Source organism: Chryseobacterium camelliae (assembly GCF_030818575.1).
GTDB classification, from domain to species: domain Bacteria; phylum Bacteroidota; class Bacteroidia; order Flavobacteriales; family Weeksellaceae; genus Chryseobacterium; species Chryseobacterium camelliae_A.
The window spans coordinates 2,621,881-2,641,805 of sequence record NZ_JAUTAL010000001.1 but is presented as its reverse complement, the minus strand read 5'-3'; the positions used below and the strand labels follow the sequence as shown (position 1 = coordinate 2,641,805).

General features: G+C 41.5%; 16 protein-coding genes. 3 read left to right on the top strand and 13 right to left on the bottom strand.

Translation table 11 applies throughout. The features are described 5' to 3' along the window. Nucleotides 1-411: a hypothetical protein gene (locus QE404_RS11975; protein ID WP_307450739.1), complete on the bottom strand. Its 411-nt coding sequence runs from the start codon at nucleotides 409-411 to the stop codon at nucleotides 1-3. Further along, on the bottom strand, nucleotides 408-1,424 hold the full coding sequence (gene tsaD, locus QE404_RS11970) for a tRNA (adenosine(37)-N6)-threonylcarbamoyltransferase complex transferase subunit TsaD (RefSeq protein WP_307450737.1): 1,017 nt from the start codon (nucleotides 1,422-1,424) through the stop codon (nucleotides 408-410). The genes QE404_RS11975 and tsaD overlap by 4 nt, the downstream gene beginning before the upstream one ends. Nucleotides 1,425-1,428: 4 nt before the next feature. Here tsaD and QE404_RS11965 point away from each other — a divergent pair, with 4 nt between their 5' ends. The 3 genes from QE404_RS11965 to QE404_RS11955 all read left to right on the top strand — a co-directional run bounded on the left by QE404_RS11965 (nucleotide 1,429) and on the right by QE404_RS11955 (nucleotide 7,279). Continuing rightward, complete coding sequence (locus QE404_RS11965) at nucleotides 1,429-6,222, top strand: translocation/assembly module TamB domain-containing protein (protein WP_307450735.1); 4,794 nt, start codon at nucleotides 1,429-1,431, stop codon at nucleotides 6,220-6,222. 134 nt (nucleotides 6,223-6,356) lie between these two features. Beyond that, complete coding sequence (locus tag QE404_RS11960) at nucleotides 6,357-6,827, top strand: Lrp/AsnC family transcriptional regulator (RefSeq protein WP_307450733.1); 471 nt, start codon at nucleotides 6,357-6,359, stop codon at nucleotides 6,825-6,827. Nucleotides 6,828-6,898: 71 nt separating this feature from the next. Beyond that, nucleotides 6,899-7,279, top strand: coding sequence for a hypothetical protein (locus tag QE404_RS11955; RefSeq protein WP_307450731.1), 381 nt, complete (start codon nucleotides 6,899-6,901; stop codon nucleotides 7,277-7,279). Between the two features lie 116 nt (nucleotides 7,280-7,395). Here QE404_RS11955 and QE404_RS11950 read toward each other — a convergent pair whose 3' ends face one another. The 11 genes from QE404_RS11950 to QE404_RS11900 form a co-directional block, all read right to left on the bottom strand. Then, complete coding sequence (locus QE404_RS11950) at nucleotides 7,396-8,340, bottom strand: transketolase family protein (RefSeq protein ID WP_307450730.1); 945 nt, start codon at nucleotides 8,338-8,340, stop codon at nucleotides 7,396-7,398. A 49-nt stretch (nucleotides 8,341-8,389) separates the two neighbouring features. Then, nucleotides 8,390-9,241 (bottom strand): transketolase, encoded by an 852-nt coding sequence (locus QE404_RS11945; RefSeq protein ID WP_307453909.1) that lies wholly within the window; start codon nucleotides 9,239-9,241, stop codon nucleotides 8,390-8,392. Nucleotides 9,242-9,423: 182 nt separating this feature from the next. After that, complete coding sequence (locus tag QE404_RS11940; RefSeq protein WP_307450728.1) at nucleotides 9,424-11,001, bottom strand: sodium:solute symporter; 1,578 nt, start codon at nucleotides 10,999-11,001, stop codon at nucleotides 9,424-9,426. A 107-nt stretch (nucleotides 11,002-11,108) separates the two neighbouring features. Beyond that, nucleotides 11,109-11,402, bottom strand: a complete 294-nt coding sequence (locus QE404_RS11935; RefSeq protein ID WP_307450726.1) for a GNAT family N-acetyltransferase — start codon at nucleotides 11,400-11,402, stop codon at nucleotides 11,109-11,111. A 1-nt stretch (nucleotide 11,403) separates the two neighbouring features. Further along, the gene (locus QE404_RS11930; protein WP_307450724.1) at nucleotides 11,404-11,802 is read right to left on the bottom strand and encodes an OsmC family protein; all 399 of its coding nucleotides are present in this window, start codon (nucleotides 11,800-11,802) and stop codon (nucleotides 11,404-11,406) included. A gap of 22 nt (nucleotides 11,803-11,824) precedes the next feature. Further along, nucleotides 11,825-12,364, bottom strand: a complete 540-nt coding sequence (locus QE404_RS11925) for an NADPH-dependent FMN reductase (protein WP_307450723.1) — start codon at nucleotides 12,362-12,364, stop codon at nucleotides 11,825-11,827. Nucleotides 12,365-12,379: 15 nt separating this feature from the next. Beyond that, on the bottom strand, nucleotides 12,380-13,279 hold the full coding sequence (locus QE404_RS11920; RefSeq protein ID WP_307450721.1) for a pirin family protein: 900 nt from the start codon (nucleotides 13,277-13,279) through the stop codon (nucleotides 12,380-12,382). Between the two features lie 329 nt (nucleotides 13,280-13,608). Then, nucleotides 13,609-15,006: an MFS transporter gene (locus QE404_RS11915; protein WP_307450719.1), complete on the bottom strand. Its 1,398-nt coding sequence runs from the start codon at nucleotides 15,004-15,006 to the stop codon at nucleotides 13,609-13,611. Between the two features lie 129 nt (nucleotides 15,007-15,135). Further along, nucleotides 15,136-15,948 (bottom strand): hypothetical protein, encoded by an 813-nt coding sequence (locus QE404_RS11910; RefSeq protein WP_307450718.1) that lies wholly within the window; start codon nucleotides 15,946-15,948, stop codon nucleotides 15,136-15,138. A gap of 213 nt (nucleotides 15,949-16,161) precedes the next feature. Next, entirely contained in the window at nucleotides 16,162-17,829 is a 1,668-nt protein-coding gene (asnB, locus tag QE404_RS11905) for an asparagine synthase B (RefSeq protein ID WP_307450716.1), read from the bottom strand. 316 nt (nucleotides 17,830-18,145) lie between these two features. Further along, nucleotides 18,146-19,813: a GLPGLI family protein gene (locus QE404_RS11900; RefSeq protein ID WP_307450715.1), complete on the bottom strand. Its 1,668-nt coding sequence runs from the start codon at nucleotides 19,811-19,813 to the stop codon at nucleotides 18,146-18,148. Nucleotides 19,814-19,925 lie beyond the last annotated feature (112 nt).

Below are 19,925 nucleotides of genomic sequence, written 5' to 3'. Positions count from 1 at the left end.
TTAAAATGTAACCTCGTTCTCGCTCAGAAAGGCAACTCCGGTTTTTATTGTTGTATAGATATCACCTTCGCAGTCTCTGTACGAACATGCGTAAATTTCTTCAATCCACTTATTATTCATGAAAATTAAATTCAGGTATTCGTTTTTTCTTAAATTATTTTTGATGGATAAATAATCTCCTTCTTTCGGTTCGTAAGTAAAACTAAATACATTTTCTGAATTGATTTTTTCCAGGATCTCTTCCTTTATATTTTGAATGTATCCGGTTTCTGAGCTTACCATTGCATAATCTCCATCTTCGGATTTTTCTGTTAATTCTACTTTTCCTGTAATGGTTTCTAATACCCAATAATATTTTGAGCTTTTCTTAGAATGAGTTCCAAGTACTTTTTCTTCCAATAATAGTTTCATAAATCGTATTTCGCTGTTGCCGTTGTCCTCAAATCTGTGAATTCACCGCGTTCAAATTTTAGTTGCGCAACCATGGCAATCATGGCGGCATTATCCGTGGTATACTCAAATTTTGGGATGTAAATATTCCAGCCCAGCCTTTCCCGGTTATTTTCCATTGCCTTTCGTAAAGCGGAATTGGCCGATACTCCGCCGGCAATAGCCACTTCGTTGACGTTAAGGTCTTTGGCTGCTTTTTCAAGTTTGTTCATCAGGATCTCGATAATGGATTTCTGTACGGAGGCACAGAGATCATTGAGATTTTCTTTGATGAAATCAGGATTTTTCCTTACTTCTTTCTGTATGAAGTATAATACGGAAGTTTTGATACCGCTGAAAGAATAGTCATACTGGTCCAGCTTCGGTTTATTGAATGTAAAGGCATCCGGGTTGCCCTCTTTGGCCAGCCGGTCAATGATAGGCCCAGCGGGATAATCAAGATCAAAAATTTTACCGATTTTATCAAAGGCTTCCCCTGCGGCATCATCTGTGGTTTTACCGATGATCTCCATGTCGAAATAGTCTTTTACCAGGACAATCATAGTGTGCCCGCCGCTTACTGTAAGGCATAAAAACGGAAATTTGGGCGGCATGGGATTTGCATCTTCAATGAAATGCGCTAAAATATGTGCCTGAAGATGGTTAACCTCAATAAGCGGAACATCCAGGCTCATTGCCAGAGACTTAGCAAAAGAGGTTCCTACAAGGAGTGAACCTAAAAGTCCCGGTCCGCGTGTAAATCCTATCGCAGAAATTGCATTTTGTTGTATATTTGCTTTGGTCAGAGATTTTTCAACAACGGGGATGATATTTTGCTGATGCGCGCGTGATGCCAGTTCCGGAACAACACCTCCATATTCTTTATGGATTTCCTGATTTGCAGCGATATTGGACAAAATTGAATTTCCCCTGATGATGGCTGCTGATGTGTCGTCACAAGACGATTCAATACCTAAAATTATAGAGTCGCTCATAATAATGGCAAATTTAGAGAATAATAACGAGAATGAGAATAAAAAATCAGTAGCTGAAAACCTGGGCGACCAGGTGCAAAAGACTGTCGAAAATGTAGAGGATAAAGTAAAAGAGACAGTAAAAGAAGCTTCTGAGTTGGCTTCAGACGCCATTCATCACCCTGTGGAAACTGCCCAGGAGTTCGGGAAGCAGGCGGCAAAGGATGTCACCAGCTATTCCTGGTGGGCAAAACTTCTCCTCATTCTGTTCTGGCTTATTCTCGGTATTGTGGCTACCGTACTTATTGGGATCAACCTTCCGGTCACGAAACGCTGGGCAGCAAACCAGGCATTACAGATCGTTAACAGGGATTTTAAGGCAGAAATGTCCACGGAAAGCGTAGAAGTGGATTATTTCGGTGATGTTACCATCAAAGGACTAAAGATCAAGGACTACAAAGGATATGACTTCATTAAGGCAAGGGAATTCCGGGCCAACTCCGACTGGTTTTCACTGGCGACCAATATCGGAAAGAACAATTCACTGAGCTTCAATTCACTTACTCTTGTGAATGCAGATGTAAAAGTGATTACCTATAAAGGAGACAGCATTTCCAATTTCATCCGGTTCACGAAACTGTTCGACAGCGGCGATAAAAAAAGAGATCCTAATAAGCCACCTTTCCAATTGAATTCTAGGGTTCAGATGATTGATTCCAAAGTTTCTATCGTCAATCTTAATTCACCGGGTGAAAAAGGCAGATGGCTTACCGCTCAGCATGTTAATCTTAAAGCACCCAACGTTAAAGTAAATGGAGGCGATGTGTCTGCGCTGATCAATAACTTTTCTTTTGTCACTACACGATGGGGGAAATCCCATCTCGTTGATACTTTTTCCACGGAATTTTCCATGACAAAAGACTATCTCCTGCTGAAAGACCTGACCCTGAATACCGATCATTCGCTTTTGCAGGGCAGTATAAAATTCAATCTCCATGACGGTTCATGGGCAGATTTTGCAGATAAGGTGCGATGGGATATGAATATCAAGCAGGGAAGCCAGATCAGTGGGTACGATATCAGTTATTTTGTAACCAACTGGGATAATGCAAAGCCCGTAAATCTTGCAGGATCAATGACCGGTCCGCTGAACAGGTTCCATCTGGATAATTTTGTTATTTCCAATTCAAACGTGAATATTGCGACACGTACCATGAAGGTCAATAATATTCTCAAAGGAAATTTCCTGATCGAAACCAATAATCTTTCCACTGATCTTACCTATAAAGATCTTAAAGCCATGTTGCCTACCTTTATCTCTACAAAAATGAAAAATTTTGCGGATGATTTCGGAAGGCTTAAATACAATGGAGCGGCGAGGGTAACACCCGAGCAGGTATATATTCCCAACGGAAATCTTATTACCGGAATCGGGCAGGCCAAAATCAGCCGGTTTTCTCTGACCGGTTACAGTACGCCGGTGCCTAAATATTCTGGCTATGCTGAAGTAAAAGATCTTAATACTTCAGTGATTACCAAAAGCAAAGCCGTAGGGCTTATTTCAGGAAAATTTGATCTCAATGGACAGAGTTTCGATGTCAATACCATGCGACTGACTACAAAATCCCAGATTTCAAGTATAGAAATTATGGATAAGGTGATCAATAACCTTTATCTTGATGGTCTGCTGGACCATAAAAAATACAATGGTCTTATTACCGTTAATGATGAACAGGCTAAAGCTACCGTAAAAGGCCTGATTGATTTCAGCACAAAGAGGATCAATATGGATGTTAATGCCGATGTTGATTATTTGAATATGAATTATTTTACTGGCAAAGCTGGAAATCAGGTCGTAAGCGGACAGGTGAATGGTAAAATGGCAATGTCTTCGCTGAATGACCTTACCCTGGATGTGGAAGCCAATAATATCAATTTTGCAACAGCCGCCCAAAAGTACAGCATTCCGAATGCAAAAATCAAAACCTTTTTGGAAGGCGGAAGCAGGGTGATTGATGTAGATGCGCCGGGAGCGGTGAACGGTAAAATTTCAGGAAGATACAACCTGGCAGATCTTGCCGGAATGGTGGAAAACGGATTGGGGAAAATCCTGGTCGGTCCGCCGCCGAGAAAATTATACCGGGGCCAGAGTTTTGCCATGGATTTTAATGTCCAGCAGGGATTGGTCAGCTATTTCCTTCCGGATCTTAAGCTGCCTCAGGGAGCCAAAGTGGAAGGCCAGTATGACGGTAATTCCAATAACCTGATCCTGAATCTGGACGCTGCAGCCTTGCAGTATATCATGACTAAAAAAGAAGAGATTACGGAAGCTGACAAAGCACTGGCAGCGGCAAATCCCGATTACAAGATCAACAGCAGGGAAGTGACCAGGGATAGTGCGATGATAGACAGTGTTATGGTAAGGATCAATACCGCAAACCTTGACGAACAGATTTATGCCAAGGTCAGCAGGGTACTGTATAACAAAAATGTTATCAAAGACCTTACGCTCAGTGGAAGGAATGACAATAATACCGTGCTGCATCTGGCTGCGAAATTTAAACATGGAAGCCCCGAAGACGAACAGGATGATAACCTGAAGGAGTATGCGGTAAATGTTAACCAGTCAGCGAATGAAGCCGGAGATTTTGTATTCAGGTTTGAACCTACTGAAGTCAAATTCAATGCTGTCGTCTGGGCTATTGATACGAGTCCGGAACTGAACCATTCCATAACCTACAGGAAAAAAGACGGTGATTTTGATATCCGGAACCTAAGGATTTATTCCGATAAAAGTGCATTGTTCATCAGGGAAGCGCAGTTTAAATCCGCCAAAGATTTTTATGTTGATGCAGACATCGACGACTTTGCTATTGAAAAACTCCTGGAAATGCAGTCCGGAGGTAATACAATGGATATTAAAGGACTTGCCAACGGAACGGTTAAGATCAAAATGGATAAAAGTACCATACAGCCCCTGGTAGATGTCACTATTGACGATATCATGATGAACGGCAATGATATGGGCGATATAACGATTACTGCGACCAACGGATTCTCCCTGAATGTATATGATGTTGATATCAAAGTGGCTTCTGCAGGTGTAATCGGAAATAATAACCTGCATGTAACAGGTACCGTTAACAACAATACACCTTCACCAACCCTTGATTTTACGGCTGAAATGCGTGACTTCGACGTGGCTTTTGCCCAACAGTTCGTTCAGACCATTTTCGGCAACCTGCGCGGGAAAGCTACCGGTGACCTCAAAATTGCAGGAACGCTCAGCAATTTGGATTACAGCGGGGATATTGCCCTGAAAGGCTTTGGTCTTAAGCTGCTGTTCACTGGGGTGGATTATTCATTCCAGGATACCGTAATTCCTTTATCGAAAGGACTTGCTATCCTCAATAATATTGAAGTCCGTGACGGAAGAACCAATTCCAAAGGAACAATTTCTGGGGCGATCCAGTTTGAAACGCTTTCATCGATGGGGGTCAACCTGGTCATGAGAGCTGACAATCTGATGGTGCTGAACACTACTCAGAAAGATTATGACCTTTTCTGGGGAAGGGTGTACGGACAGGGGGATTTATACGTAGACGGCCCGGTTTCCGGTCTCAGCCTCTCTACTCCTAATATGAAAGCGCTGAACGGAAGTACCTTTACTTTTAACTCCGGATCTACCTCAAATGTTGAAGAATTTAAAATGTTGCGGTTCTTAAAAGAAGGCAAGAACGGGCTGGTCACACTTGAAGAAAAGAAAAAAACCGGCGGCAATATGAATATCGACTTCAATCTTGATGTTGATAAAGGTACAACGGTAAATGTGCTGATAGGAGATGATGTAGGAAATATCACGGTAAAAGGTGCTGCCAATAACCTTAGATTCCAAATGAGCAGGCAGGGCAGCATTGCAATGAATGGTACCTACAGAGTAGATAATGGTACTTTTGTTTCGCGTGCGATCCTGAATAAAACCTTCCAGATTGAAAAAGGCAGCAGCATACGCTGGGACGGAGATGCAATGAAACCGGCGCTCGATATTACCGCTAATTACGTAAGAATGGTTTCCAATGCAGGGGAATACCTCAACCTGGGAAGGCTGCAGCCGATCAGTATATTGTTGCAGGCTAATATTACCCAAACGCTTACCGAGCCTAAAATTGATCTGAATGTTTCCGCAATGGATGTTTCCAGCCAGGTAAAAGAGACCCTTGCAGCCAAAATGAGCCAGGAAGGAGAAAAAGTCTTGCAGTTCGGATCCGTATTATTGTTAAATAGTTTTAACGTTTCCAATAGCGGAGGAGTAGAAGTAGACGTTGCCGGTGTCGCCGAATCATCAGGATACAATATCCTTTTAAAACAGCTTGGATCTGTGCTGAATACCATGAGTAATGAGTTTCAGATTGACCTGAATTATGTAAAGGGAGATCAGTACTCCAATACCGGAGACCGCGCCAATGCAGGGGTAAGCTTTGCATTGTCCCCAAGGATCAATGTGAAGACGGGATTGGGTATTCCGTTAACCAATACCGGAAATACGGAGGTTAATTACCTTTCCGGTGAAGGAACCATTGAATATGACCTGTCCAAGAAAAATGACGGTAGCTTAATCCTGAGAGGGTACTCCAAGCCATCCAACATCGGTATGGTGGCCGGTGCAGGGACCAACGGTTCTGCTAATCAGGCCTATGGCGGCGGTATTGTATGGAGTAAAAGCTTCAATTCTTTGTTTAAAAAGAAGAAAAAAGATAAAAAAACACCAGATGCAAAAGCAGGGATAAAAACAGATTCTGTAAAATCAGGTACTAAATAGTTATATATATTTAATGATTTTTATCATATGTGTTAATTATTGTTAATGTTTGATATAATTTTTTTAGTTTAATTATTTATTCTAAATTTGCAAAAAATACATTGATTTTTTAAGAAAATTGTAATTTAACTAATATGAACTATCAACTGGACGAAATAGACAAGAAAATTCTTGATTTCTTAGTAGAAAACACAAGAATGCCCTTTACTGAAATTGCCAAGCAGATGGATGTTTCTGCAGGTACTATTCACGTAAGAGTAAAAAAGATGGAAGATGCAGGCATTATTTTGGGATCATCTCTTAATATTGATTACGGTAAATTAGACTATCATTTTACCGCTTTTATAGGAATTCTCCTTACTAAATCCAACCGTACACAGGAAGTTTTAAAAGAACTTTCCACCATTCCTAACGTTATCGAGGCTAGCGTAATCTCAGGAAAATACAATATTTTCTGCAAGGTGAGAGCCAAGAATACAGAGGATGCCAAGAGAATCATTTATCAGATCGATGATATTCAGGATGTGATGAGGACGGAAAGTATGATTTCAATGGAAGAATACTTAAGCGACAAAAACAGACTGATTGATGCGATCTCCGTATAATCAAATGATAAACAAATAAATTTTAATGAGGAACTTATGAACATGATCATAAGTTCTTTATTTTTGTACCTATGGAAGAATACAGTTACTTTGACGAAGACCCGAAGAAAGGCTGGGGATTTATTTTAGCTTTTGCTGCGCTGCTGCTGTTTACGGTGATGGGATTTGGGATCGATCTTGATGAATATCTTCAGCATGAATACCTGAATATTCCAGGAGCTTATTTTTACATTATTTTTACCATTGATGCGCTCATGGTCATCAGTCTGGTTCTGATGTTTTTTTACCGTAAAATCGGGATCTTTTCATTTCCCGCGCTCCTGGTACTCCATTTCTTTATGCATAATTATTATCTGTCTACCTTTCTATATACGGATGTTACGAACCTTTTTCTGTTTACTGGGTTCGGAATGCTGGCCATTATCCCTAAATGGAAATTTTTCAGATGGTAATCCGTCCGGAGGTATGAATCATGCCAACAATCGGTTCGTCTTCGATATAGCAAATAATCATTAACAATAAAAAAGTCCTCAATTCTGAGGACTTTCTTGTATATAAAAACTTTTTGTTAGGCTAAAATTCTCTTCACGGCTTCTTTTACCGCTTCAGCATCAATTTTATACTTCTTCATCAGCTCTGCCGGTGTGGCGGATTCTCCGAAGGTATCGTTCACTGCAACAAATTCCTGTCTTGTAGGTCTTTTTCTGGCCAGCATTCCGGCAACAGATTCACCAAGTCCACCAAGGTAGTTGTGCTCTTCTGCCGTTACGATCTTACCTGTTTTTTCAACTGATTTAAGGATGATTTCCTCATCAAGCGGTTTGATGGTGTGGATGTTGATCACCTCACATGAAATTCCTTCTTTTTCCAGCTCGTCTGCCGCTACCAGGGATTCCCAAACCAGGTGTCCTGTAGCAACAATCGTTACATCCGTTCCTTCCTGCAATAGAATTCCTTTCCCGATCTCAAAAGGCATGTCTTCCGGAATGAAAACCGGAACTGTAGGCCTTCCGAATCTTAAATATACTGGTCCTTCATGGTCTGCAATAGCCAGGGTAGCTGCTTTAGTCTGGTTATAGTCGCAAGGATTGATCACCGTCATGCCCGGAAGCATCTTCATCATCCCGATATCTTCCAGTACCTGGTGAGTAGCACCGTCTTCCCCTAATGTAAGGCCTGCATGCGAAGCACAGATCTTAACGTTCTTATCTGAATAGGCGATCGACTGACGGATCTGGTCATATACTCTTGATGTGGAGAAATTGGCAAAGGTTCCGGTAAAAGGAATTTTACCTGTAATGCTAAGCCCTGCAGCAATGCCCATCATGTTCGCTTCTGCAATCCCGATCTGGAAAAAACGCTCAGGAGCTTTTTCAATAAATTTCTCCATTTTCAGGGAACCGATGAGGTCTGCACAAAGCGCAACCACATTAGGGTTCTTGTCTGCAAGCTCCGCCAATCCGGCTCCGAAGCCTGAACGGGTATCCTTTTTTTCTGTATATGTATATTTCATTTTTTTCTTGATTTATTAATTGCCGATTACTTTGGGGTCGTTCTGTGGATTAGTAATCTGCCGGAGCTTCTAAATATAGCTGTTTGAAGGCAGTATCCAGCTGCTCATCATTAGGCGCTTTTCCGTGCCATGAGTGGCTTCCCATCATATAGTCTACACCAAATCCCATTTCAGTATGAAGGATGATGGCTACAGGCTTGTCTTTTCCGGTTTCGGTTTTCGCTTTTTCAAGGATTCCGATTACCGCTTCCAGATCGTTACCGTTTTTCTCTTCCAGAACAGTCCATCCGAAAGCTTCCAGCTTGGCATGAAGGTTACCCAGGCTCAATACATCATCTGTATCCCCGTCAATCTGGCGTCCATTATAATCGATCGTAGCAATAACGTTGTCTACTTTTTTGGCTGCTGCAAACATCAGGGCTTCCCAGATCTGGCCTTCCTGAAGTTCACCGTCACCGTGAAGTGTGTATACCAAAGAATCATCTCCGTCCAGTTTTTTGCCTAACGCCACACCCAGAGCAACAGAAAGCCCCTGACCTAAAGATCCTGAAGCAATCCTTACGCCTGGTAAACCTTCATGAGTAGTCGGGTGGCCCTGAAGCCTTGAGTCCAGCTTCCTGAATGTTCTCAGTTCATCTACCGGAAAAAAGCCGAATCTTGCCAGAGTAGAATAGAATACCGGTGAAATGTGACCGTTGGAAAGATAAAAATGGTCTTCATTTTTGCCTTCCATCGTAAAAGGAAGGTTGTACTGCATTACTTTTCCGTAAAGTGCCGTAAAATATTCCGTACAGCCTAAGCTTCCCCCAGGGTGCCCGGAATTCACAGCGTGAACCATTCTTAAAATGTCCCTTCTGATTTGTGTAGTAAGAGATTTTAACTCTTCGATACTTTTACTCATATATATGATTTATTTGCCTTGCGAATTTACAATTTTTTAGTGGCTTAACGAAATTTTAAAGTGATATCCGTAAGTTCTGCCGTCTTTATTGTGTCTGATTATCATCTTATTATCCTTTAAACTGATCGTGTTATCCAGCATAGTTTCTGTCCGGAATATGATAAGCTTTTTTCTGATTTGCCTTAGTCAACCACTCTCAGATATGACCTGCTTTTAACCATCCATAATCCAATGAAGGTCAGCAACCCGTTCAGGATGATCAGTTCCACACCGATACGGTAATCGGTATATGCGGTTACTGTAGTATTGATCAGATACGTAACTATAGGAGCTGCAATGGTTACGGCAAGAATAGCATATTTTCTTGAAATCTGGAATCTGGTAAAGATACCGAATGCGAAAAGACCCAATAACGGACCATATGTGTAGCCTGCAATTTCCATGATAAGATAAACGATGGATTTGTCATTCATCGCTTTAAAAACCATGATAAGGATAAAGAAAACCACCGTGAATGTAAGATGTACTTTCATGCGGAGATGTTTCTTTTCTTTTTCGGTCTTGGTTTTATCTTCATTAAGGTTCAGGAGGTCAACACAATAAGAACTGGTGACAGCAGTTAAGGCTCCGTCCGCAGAAGGAAAAAGTGCCGAGATCAGTCCGATGATAAAAATGACCGAAAGGGCCATCGGGAAATAACCCTGAAGCGAAAGTGCAGGGAAGAGGTCGTCCCCCATAATGTTTTTGACATTCCCTGAAGCATCCCTGAATCCGAAAACATCAGAAAAAACCTGCTTGCCTTCAACCAGAGTGGGAACCTTTGAATAGTCTGCCCCGTTCTGCAGTGCAAAAAGGTACAACAGCCCTCCTAAAAACAGGAAAGCAAGGTTTACCACAAGTAATGTTCCTGCAAACGTCAGCATATTTTTTTTGGAATTGTGGAGGTTGTCCACGGAAATATTTTTCTGCATCATTTCCTGATCCAGTCCCGTCATGGCTATCGTGATGAAGATACCGCCCAGAATGGTTTTAAGGAAGAACGTTTTGGAGTTGGGATCAGAATTGATAAAATGGGTGTAATTTTTCTGTTCCAGGATCGTGTAAGCTTCCCCGAATGATAAATTCAGATTGGAAAGGATATAAACGATACAGGCTACAAGGCTGATGATCATAAATGAGGTTTGCAGTGTATCCGTAATGACAATCGTTTTAACGCCACCTTCAAAAGTATACAGTAAAACCATCAGCAGCAAAACCATAGCCGTAACCCAGAACGGTACGCCTAAGCCTTCCAGGAGGAAGATCTGCAGCACGTTTACTACCAGGTACAATCTGGCTGTTGCACCGATCGCTCTCGAAATAATAAAGAATATGGAACCTATTTTATGGGCTTCCACATTGAACCTTCTTCCCAGATAAGTGTAAATGGAGGTGAGATTCATTTTGTAATACAGCGGAAGGAGGATGGCAGCCACGATAAAATACCCGATAAAGAAACCGATCACCATCATATAGTATTCAAAGCCCCCGAAGATATATTCGGTCCCTGTGATTTTCCCTACGGTTCCCGGAACTGAAATGAAGGTCACCCCGCTGAGGCTGGTACCGATCATCCCGAAGGCAACGAGCCACCACTTGCTTTTTTTGTTTCCAATGAAAAACGATTGGTTATCGGAATTCCGGCTTGTAAAATAAGAAATCACCAACAATCCGATGAAATAAATAAAAACAAATAGCAAGAGAGTAGTTCCTGGATTCATGCTGAAAAAATAATTTCAGCAAATATAGTTTTTTTCTTTTCTGCTGAAAAAGAAAAAACCTTTCAGTACTTTGTTCTGAAAGGTTAATATAGTATAGAGCTGCCGGATCAGGCCTGGCTGGCCATGACATCCTGGAGTTCTTCATGTTTCTGGAAGTTGGCTTTGGCAAAAGGACAGAGCGGAATGATTTTTTTTCCGTTTTCGCGGGCATAGCTTACGGCTGCATACAGCATTTCTTTTCCTACTCCTTTTCCGTTATAGGCTTTCTCCACTTCGGTATGGTCAATAATAAAGCGTGTATCTCCTGCCCAGGTATAGGTCATAAGTCCGGCCTGCTCACCATCTACATAGGCTGCAAAGCTTCCTCGTTTTTCGTCGTTGTTGTGTTGTATTTCAATCATATTATGAGAATTGAGTTAATATTTCGATATCATTTGTCAGGATCTTATGAACGGGACAGGCCTCGGCAATGGTCCGCAGCCTTTTCACCTGATCTGTATCAAGTTCCGAGCCATCAAAACTGATCCCGCGCTTGAAGATCGTTCTTTTGGTGAGAGGAAAATGTTCAAGATCTACGGTGACATTAATTTTTTCCGCCTGCCAGCCTTTCCTGTCAAGGTACATTCTCAGGGTAGCGGCGGTACAGCTGGCCAGAGATGCGGCCAGGATTTCAAAGGGGTTTGGTCCTTTGTTCTGCCCGCCCTTATCTACAGGTTCATCGGTGATGAACTTATTGTCACCGGCAGTTACTTCCGTATAATATTGTGTTGTTCCAAGGCTTGCCGTTACGGTTACATTCATAATTGTTCAGGATAAATAGGCCTTATGATGGCTGGTGAATTTCTTTTCTAAATGCTTCTGTCTTATCTTTGAGTTCTTTCAGCAGGTCCGGATTGATAATTCCGTTTTCTGCATCAAAATTTTCGTAGAATTTCGGTAATGAAAACGTCTGTCTGATGTCTGCCCCGAATTGAGGAAAAAACGTTTTGGCAGTATTCATCACATTCCCTCCGCCGTAGCCGCCCGGAGACGTACTCATCAGCAGCATTGGTTTGTTCTGGAAAACTTTTACATTGATTCTTGAAGCCCAGTCGAAAATATTTTTGAAGGCAGCACTGTAAGATCGGTTATGCTCTGCCAGGGAACAGATGATTGCATCACATGCTCCTATTGCACTGAGGAAAAGGTGGGCTTCATCCGGAAATCCTTTCTTTTCGAGGTCCACGGAAAAAACAGGCATGGCAAAATCATTCAGGTCTATAAGATCTGTTTCTTCATCCCGGAAATCCTTTAGTACGAATTTTACCAGTTCTCGGTTAATGGAAGTGGAAGACGTACTTCCTGCAAAGGCCAGTATTTTCATGTAGTAAAGCGTAAATTACTTTCTGTTTAAAATAGATTTCGGGAGCGGTACATATTCCTCTTCGTCGCCGGGTACCAAAGGGAAAGCATCGTGGTTCTGGTCGTGCCAGTTCACTTTAGCTTCTTCAAGGCGTTCTTTGTCTGAATTCACAAAATTCCAGAATATAAAACGTTCTTCCTCAAAAGGCTCTCCGCCGAATAAGTACACTGTTGCATTTTCGCTCATCCCGAACTCGCATAATTTTGTGTCTTTAGCAATGAGAAGCTGTCTTGAACCATAATGGTTGCCTTCAATATCTACCGTCCCGTCAAGGACATACATGGCAGCTTCACCGTAAAGGTCTTTTCCGATACTGATGTTTTGCGCATCCTTGGTTTTAATTTCGATAAAGAATAATTTACTGTGTACGGGAACCGGAGATTTTTTTCCGAAAGCTTCACCCGCGATCAGTTTATAATGCACCCCGTTTTCTTCCCATTCCGGCAGGTCCTCAGCTTCGGTATGATGAAAAGTAGGCTCACTTTGTTCAAGGTGCTTCGGCAGTCCTACCCAAATCTGGAACCCGTGGAGTTTCTTATCGGTTTCTCTTAAATACTCAGGGGTCCTTTCAGAATGCACAACCCCTTTTCCTGCGGTCATCCAGTTGACTGCCCCAGGCTGGATTTCAATGGCATTGCCGATGCTGTCCCGGTGAAAAATAGACCCTTCCAAAAGGTACGTCAGCGTTGATAGTCCGATATGCGGATGGGGCGGGACATCCAGGTTCTGGTAGTCTTTCAGTTCAGCAGGGCCCATATGGTCAATAAACACAAAAGGTCCTACAGCTCTCTTTTCGCGGAAAGGAAGAAGTCTTCCAACCAGAAAGTTTCCTATATCTGCCGCTTTTTCTTCAATGATAAGTCCGATATTTGACATAATAATTTATATTTTTCTTGGTTCTGTTAATTTAATCATTCTTTTTGAAATGAATCATCCGGAAGTGAATTTAGTAAATCCATACCCTATGATTATTTAAAGAGTGAATATTTTTCCAGCATCAGTCAATTCGTCCGGGTTTGTCACCAATACTGTAACAACTGTTACAATTCCGGTTAACAATTGTTTTGATGTCTGTTATACAGCAAATATATAACGGAATATCATCCTATACATTGATGTGTGTTAAGTAGGATTTTCTGCTTAAATGGTAAGTCATGAAATTTCTGAACGGAATTTCGGGAATGAAAAAAGAAAACGGCAGCTTTTTATTTTGATTGCATGTTTTTACCGTCTGAGATATGAAGCCTCCTGAATACAAGTCCGGATAAGATCGTCAGGATACCTATCGTAAGAAAAGTATACCGGAATGCATTGTGGATCTCTCCGCCAATGAGGTCTGAACTCTGGAAGATCTTCAGGACAATCAACCCGAATGCAATCCCGAATCCAATGGCGAGCTGCTGGTTGACTGAAAGGAGTGAGTTCCCGCTGCTGGTCTGGAAATTTCTCAGGTCAGCAATGGAAATGGTGTTCATAGAAGTAAACTGAATGGAATTGAAAAATCCTAAAACAGCAATAATCGGTATAAACCAGTACAGTGAACTGTGGATGTTCGGAATGGCAAGCAGGCATATCAGAGTCCCAATAATGAATGTATTAACCATCAAGGTTTGCCGGTACCCATATTTTTGAAGGATTTTAATGACAGAAGATTTTCCGAAAATAGCCGTTAATGCCATCGGGGCAACAATCCACCCTGAAGTTACAGCAGACTGCCCGTAAGCAATCTGTATCATCAGCGGTAAGAGTAACGGCACGGAACTGATTCCCAACCTTGTGGCGAGATTTCCTACTACGCCTACACGAAACGTACGTACCTGAAATAGGTTCAGTGGGAAAATAGGGCTTTCATCCTTTTTAGCATGTTTATAATAGTAGTAAAGGAACAGGAATCCAAGAATAAAGATCAACAGGACCGGAGTAATATTCTGGATGTCCCCGAAAAGTTCCAGTGAAACCGAAAGCAGGAGGGAAGCCGCAGCAAAGATAAGGAAGCCTTTCAGGTCAAAATCAACATCTTTTGATCTGTAATCCGGCATGTATTTCGCCCCGAGGATCATTCCGATGGCACCGATAGGAATGTTGATCAGGAATATCCAGTGCCATGAAAGGTAATCTACCATATAACCGCCTACCAAAGGACCCAGAACAGGACCGATCAGTGCAGGGATAATGGCAAAATTCATGGCTTTCAGCAATTCATTTTTATCAAAAGTTTTAATAAGGGCCAGCTTACCTACAGGTGTCATAAGGCTGCCTCCCACACCCTGAAGGACACGGGAAATTACCAGGTGGGTAAGATTCTGGGAAAGGGCACAGAATAATGAGCCCAGACTGAACAGTACCAATGATACGATAAACACTTTCCTCGTTCCGAAGCGGTCTGCTAGGAATCCGCTGGCAGGCATGAATACAGCCAGCGTCAGTACATAACTGATGATGGCATTCTGCATATTGAGCGGTGACTCATGTAAATCCTTGGCAATAGAAGGCAGGGATGTATTGAGGATAGTAGAATCCAGCATCTGCATGAATATGGCAGTGGCCAGAATAAGGGGAAGAATTTTTTTTACGGAATTGGGTTGTTGTATTACCTCTGACATTGTTAACCGGCTTGGAAATCTGGTTACAGATTGATTGCTCATAACGCTTCAAGAATGATACCATACTTGATCTGAAACATATTAAAATACGTTAAAAAAAATCCTGCGGAATTTCCGCAGGACCTCAATTTATTTTCTTGGCTTTTCAACTCCTTTCCATTCTTCGCCGGCTTTTCTGTACTGGCTAAGGAAAAAAGTTTTAAAGTCTTTCGTTTTGTACTCAATGTTGTCTGTATTCTGTTCAAACGGCATGATGTAGTAATAGTCTGCATCAGTTTTATCCGTTTTATTCCCTTTTTTTACAGTAGGTACGTATTTTGAGAACTTGTAATTCGGAAGGTATTGTTTCAGCCTCGCGTAGAAAGCTTTGTTTTCTTTCTCTTCTGGGATAATGTCTACAATATTGAAATCATCCTTTTTCTTATCGATCCACAGGTAGTAGGTTTTTTCTTCCTGTGTTTTTCTGTTGAGTGAATTGAAGGCAAACAGTTCTTTGGGAACCAGCTCCTTGATTCTTTCGGGATCTACTTTAGTAAAATATTCTCCCTGGGAAGGATCTACATAGGTTTCCAGATTGTGCATCAGCACACTGTTGTTCTCGAAATTTTTATTTTTGAAATACTGGTTCAGGGAAAGTTCTGCCGTTTCTCTGAGTTCTTTTCCTCTTGCATCCAGTTTTTTAGTAGGATTCTGTGGGTTTACTTTTTTTACGAATTCGTAAAGAACTACCGGTTTTATATCTTTTAAATGCGGATATGTTTTCAGCTGTTCAGCTTTAACGAGCCAGTAGTACTGCTGGTAATAATCCTCTTTGTCATTATCCTTCACACTTTTATAGGTTAAAGCAAGCTTTTTTGAGTTAAGGTATCTGCCGTATTTTCCCTGTGCAAAAGCAAAGCTCATTGATAATAAAGCAAACAAGACGGTAATGTTTCTTCTCATTTTTTATAATTGATATTTTCGTTTTCCAAATATAATTATTTATTAGATATTATTTTTTATTAACGGTTAAATTCTGACAATATTATTAACGTTAATGCAAAAGAAAATCCTGTATGACTACAGGATTAATAAATTAAATGTTTATATCTCGATAAAAGCCGGCAGATGCAGGGTTTAAATATATAGCATTAACGTCTTTTACACAGGATGGCATTAATAAGAAGTCTGATGGATATTCACGGCTCTTCCGCTTGGGTCATTCATTTTTTTGAAAGCCTCATCCCATTCCAGGGCGATAGGAGTGGAGCAGGCAACCGAAGGTACGGAAGGTACGGTGGCTGCAGCGGTTTCACTTGGGAAATGCTCTTCGAAGATTGTTCTGTATCTGTACTCTTCCTTGTTTTGAGGCGTATTCAGCGGGAACCTGAAGCGTGCATTGGCCATCATTTCATCGGTGACTTCCTTTTCTGCGACTTCCTTTAGGCTGTCGATCCAGGAATAACCTACACCGTCCGAAAACTGTTCTTTCTGTCTCCATACGATGGATTCCGGAAGGATGTCTTCAAAGGCGTTCCTTAAAACCCATTTTTCAATTTTACCCTCAGCAGTGCTGATCATCTTGTCTTTAGGATTAATGTTCATGGCAATATCCATAAATTCTTTATCCAAAAACGGCACCCTGCCTTCAATTCCCCAGCTCATGAGCGCTTTATTGGCTCTGAGGCAGTCATACAAATGCAGTTTTCCAAGTTTTCTTACCGTTTCATCATGGAATTCCTTGGCATTGGGTGCTTTGTGGAAATACAGGTAACCTCCGAAGAGTTCGTCTGAACCCTCACCGGAAAGAACCATTTTGATTCCCATGGATTTAATGACGCGGGCCAGAAGGTACATCGGTGTAGAAGCCCTTACCGTGGTTACATCATACGTTTCCAGGTGGTAAATGACATCCCGTATAGCATCCAGTCCTTCCTGAACGGTGAAATTCACTTCATGATGTACTGATCCGATATGGTCTGCCGCTTTCCTGGCGGCCTCAAGATCAGGAGAACCCACGAGGCCTACGGCAAAACTATGCAGTCTCGGGTACCAGGCTTCCTGGGTATCGCCGCTTTCTATTCTCTGGCGGGCAAATTTTGCCGTAACTGCAGAGATCACGGAAGAATCAAGGCCGCCTGAAAGAAGGACTCCGTATGGTACATCGCTCATCAGCTGGCGGTGAACAGCTTCTTCCAAGCCTTTTCTCAGCAAATCTATATCTGTCTCGTTGTCTTTAACCTTGTCGAAGGATTCCCAGTCCCTTTTGTACCATTGTTGAAGGGCACTCCCGTCTGCACTGTATACTAAATGTCCCGGTAAAAAGGTTTCAATGGTTTTGCAGATGCCTTCCAGGGCTTTCAGTTCAGAGGCTACATAATAATTTCCGCTTCTGTCCCATCCGTGATAGAGGGGGCAGATGCCCATATGGTCGCGTGCGATCAAATACGCGCCTTTATCCATATCATACAGGGAAAAAGCAAAGATCCCGTTCAGTTTTTCAAGGAAGTTTTTTCCGTATTTTTCATATAAGGCCAGAATGACCTCGCAATCCGACTGGGTTTGGAATTCATATTCGGGAAATTCTTCTTTCAGTTCCCGGTGATTGTAGATTTCACCATTAACGGCCAAAACAATACGGCCATCTTTGCTGAACAGCGGCTGTTTTCCTGATGTAGGATCCACAATAGCCAGGCGTTCATGGGAAAAAACTACTTTATCATCCTGGAAGACTCCGCTCCAGTCCGGACCTCTGTGCCGGATCTTTTTAGACATTTCCAGTACCTGAGGTCTCAATATTTCAGTTTTCTGTTTGGCATCAAACAGGCATACAATTCCACACATTTTATTGTTATTTATAAATCAAAATTAGAATTACAATTTAAAAATAACAATATAATTTTTCATAAAGTTTAAAATTTTAATTAAAAAATTTATTTTGTAGAATTTATTTAATTTTTTGAATTAAAATGGGGCGTACAAATTGATTTTTTTCTTTACAATCGAACTGCTTATGGTTCATACGAAATAAAAATTAAAAAAACGTTGCTAAATGGTAATTTTTTATAAGAATTTTAATCGTTATTTTGTGACTCGAAATAATTTTTTTTCATCATTTGTGTTTTTACCTTCTTGTAATTCTATTACGAGAAGGTTTTTTTTATTCATTTCCGAGCAATGCTCCTGATACGTTCCATGAGCTGAAACTGTTTCCTTCACGAGGTCCCTGAGGAATTTTTATCTGTATAACATGCTTTCCTGCTTTAAGGTTTCCCAGTGAAATAAAGTCTGGATTAGTTACTGTTCCGGGACACCAGTTGGATCTGCTGAGGTCTGAAGACGATAGCCCGTCCGGAAAATTTCCTGAAGCCGGGTTATACAGGCGGTATGAACCACAGTCGGTTCTCCACGGAATAAAGGAAAATACCATTTTACCGTCAAGGAGTATGGTGTTGGTCTTCGGGATGAACTCATCTCCGTTTTCCCATCCGCCATGTCCGGTGGTTACGTATTTCAGCTGTGCATTATTAAGGTCTTTCTTTAAATTGAATTCTACCAGCAGGCCTTTGTCCTGGTCAAACATGGTGGAATATTCCTGGCCTGCCATTTCCATAATGTTCAGGGTATTGAAAAGAGGAATTACTGTATTGTTTTTGTAGATATTCTGGTCGCTTTTATGAATGGTGATTTCCAGGCTTACCTTATGGCCGCCTTTGTCATAATTCCCGATGAAAGTGCCGATCCATAATTCCTTTCCCGATAGAGCCGGTTTAAGATCTGTAATATCTTCACGGTAAGGGCTTACCGTCTGCCAGTCTTTTCCTTTCAGCTGGATGTGGTTGAATTTCTGTATGCCGAAAGCGGTGAAAAATCGCATCATCTCTACAGGAGCCAGATATTTTTCATCGGATACAACCCCGAAATATTGCTTTCCGTTCCCGTTTTCATATGCCGGAAGCGTCTTTACTCCTTTTTCAAGGCCGTCCAGGAAAGACAAAGGCCGATCCTGAGGAATGAAGAATACAGTTCCGGTTCTGTCATAGGCGTCACCGTTCGACTGCTGCTTGAGGTCTACAAAAATATTTTCGCCTTCACTTATGGCCGGGAACTTTATTTTTTTAAGGATAACCGTTCCATTAGCAAATCTTTTTACCAGAGCATCCGATTGAGAAGCATCGGAGAAATTAATGGTTTCATTGTCAAAAACTTTTAAAGTGGTAAAGCGGCTTTTCCAGAGCAGGTCCCTGTATCCCAACTGATCGGTTGGTGTTACCGTTCCTTTCATGAGGCTTTCCATAGATGTCTTTTTAACCTTTTTAATGGATTGGGCTGTAAGCAGGCTGTTTTTATTGCGTTCGATTTCCAGTACCAGACCGAGGTTCTGCCCAAGTACTGAAGGTCCGCCGTTCATCTTCAGATCATTGGTGTACCACACTTCTATGGTATTGGAGTTGATTTTGGTGACTGCCTTCTTACAGGTATAGCCCAGAATTTTTTTTGTTTCTGAAGTGATTTCAAAAGTCTGTTTCCCCACAGATTCGGTATCTGAAGCGGAAATGATTTCCCCGGGCTTTAAAAAAGCATAAGATACTACCGTATTGGAAGGCTTTTCAACTTTGGTGATTTCGAAAGGGTATTCGCTTTTCTGCTCCCGGATGGTATTGCTGAGTATGAGATTCTCCTTGTCACTGACCCATACTAATGTAGGAGACTGGCCGGGAGATACCTTGCCGTTGTAAGAACTGATGTACTGTATTTCGTATGTCTGCGCATAGCTCGTACTGAACAGGGCAGTAAAAAGGAAGAAAAATAAGAATCTTGTCAGCATAAAAATAGATTTCAAATGAACCGTAAAAATTAAAGTTAAAAATAATTCTTTAGAATGACCGGGCAAATTAAAAGCTACCCGTTCAGAGTAGCTGTATATTATAGGCGGTTTA